This is a genomic window from Micromonospora sp. MH33 (assembly GCF_003013775.1).
Classification (GTDB): Bacteria; Actinomycetota; Actinomycetes; order Mycobacteriales; family Micromonosporaceae; genus Micromonospora; species Micromonospora fulviviridis.
The window spans coordinates 1-1,346 of sequence record NZ_MUYZ01000635.1 but is presented as its reverse complement, the minus strand read 5'-3'; the positions used below and the strand labels follow the sequence as shown (position 1 = coordinate 1,346).

At 75.0% G+C, this 1,346-nt stretch carries 2 protein-coding genes and 1 pseudogene; 1 reads left to right on the top strand and 2 read right to left on the bottom strand.

Annotated elements, in window-relative coordinates; genetic code table 11:
• Positions 1-221 (bottom strand): annotated as a pseudogene (locus B0E53_RS36540) (hypothetical protein); the annotation flags it as partial.
• Positions 218-727 carry a SigE family RNA polymerase sigma factor gene (locus B0E53_RS36535; RefSeq protein WP_107079925.1) on the bottom strand — a complete coding sequence of 170 codons (510 nt, stop codon included), beginning with the start codon at positions 725-727 and terminating at the stop codon, positions 218-220. The pseudogene B0E53_RS36540 and the gene B0E53_RS36535, both read right to left, overlap by 4 nt.
• Before the next feature lie 174 nt (positions 728-901).
• Here B0E53_RS36535 and B0E53_RS36530 point away from each other — a divergent pair.
• A partial coding sequence (locus B0E53_RS36530; RefSeq protein WP_107079924.1) for a hypothetical protein occupies positions 902-1,346 on the top strand: 445 nt, incomplete at its 3' end.

The window sequence follows — 1,346 nt, the reverse complement described above, 5'->3', positions numbered from 1 at the left end:
GGCGGCGCGGCCGGGCGGGGCGCCTCCCCGCCGGCCGCCAGCGCGATCGGCGCGCCGATCAGCACGGCGGCCACCACGCCCGCCGCGCCGAGCGTCAGCGTGGTGCGCCGGCGGTTCCGGAACCGGCGTTCCGCCGGGGTCAACTGGTCCTGCACTCTGGGTGCCTCCTCGGCCAGGTCGGAGAGGGTGGCGCGGATGAGGTCCTCGAAGGGCGTGGTCACCGCCGTACCTCCAGGAGTTCGACGTCCGGCAGCAGTTGCCGCAGCCGGGTCACTGCACGGTGGGTCCGGCTGCGTACCGTGCCGACCGTGCAGCCCAGCGCCTCCGCGACCTGGGTCTCGGTGAGGTCCTCGTAGTAGCGCAGGACCAGCACCGTGCGCTGGGCCGGCGGCAGCAGCCGCAGCGCCGACCGCATCGCCAGGCGTACGTCGGTGCCGCCGCTCGGGTCCGGCTGGACCGCCTCGTCGGCCCCGGTGAGCGCCGTCTCCCGGCGTCGCCCCAGCCGCCGCCACCAGCTCACCTGCTCCCGGTACATGACCGTGCGCAGGTAACCCTCCGGGTCGGCGTGCCGCAGCGCCCGCCATCTCGGGATGGTCCTGGCCAGCGCCGACTGGAACAGGTCCTCGGCCGCGTGCCGGTCGCCGGTGAGCAGGTAGGCCACCCGCATCAGCGCCGGCGTGCGGCTGGTCACGAACTCGGCCAGCCGGGCCCGGTCGTCCTCGTCCACCCACCCTCCCGCTCGTCGTCGTCACAGATACAGACGCCCCAGGTCAGGCCAGCTATCCCTGACGTGGCAACGGATTCCGCCGGAGAAAGTGTCGGTAGTGGCCGGTACGGTCCCGCCACCAACTCAAGAAAAGGTGCGGGGCATGGCGAGCGTGGCCGGGCGGGGTGTCCGCTGATGCGGTCGGGGCGGACACGGCTGGACGGTGCGGTGGTGCAGGGCTTCTACGACCGGATGCGGGTGGTGGCGCCGGCCGCCTACGGGGCGATCGAACGGGACCGGGCCGACGACCCCGGGTGCGCCTTCGCCGACACCGCCTGCGGCCGGCTGGTCGGCTCGCTCGACGCGGCCGGGCTGCGCGCGCTCGGCATGTGGGCGCACCACTGGTGCATGCGCTTCTACGACGACGACACCCGGGTCGGCCTGCGGCTGGTCCGGGAGCTCGCCGGTCGCACCGGGCTGGGCTGGACGGTCGACGAGGTGCGCTGGCTGCTCGACCAGTCCTACGCGGCCGCGCCGTCCGCCGCGCACCGGTTCACCCTGCCGCTCGCCGCGGCGGCGGAACTGCCGCCCGGCGCGCTGCCCGAGGGTTTGGCTGCCGACGCCCCGGCCGACGCCTGGC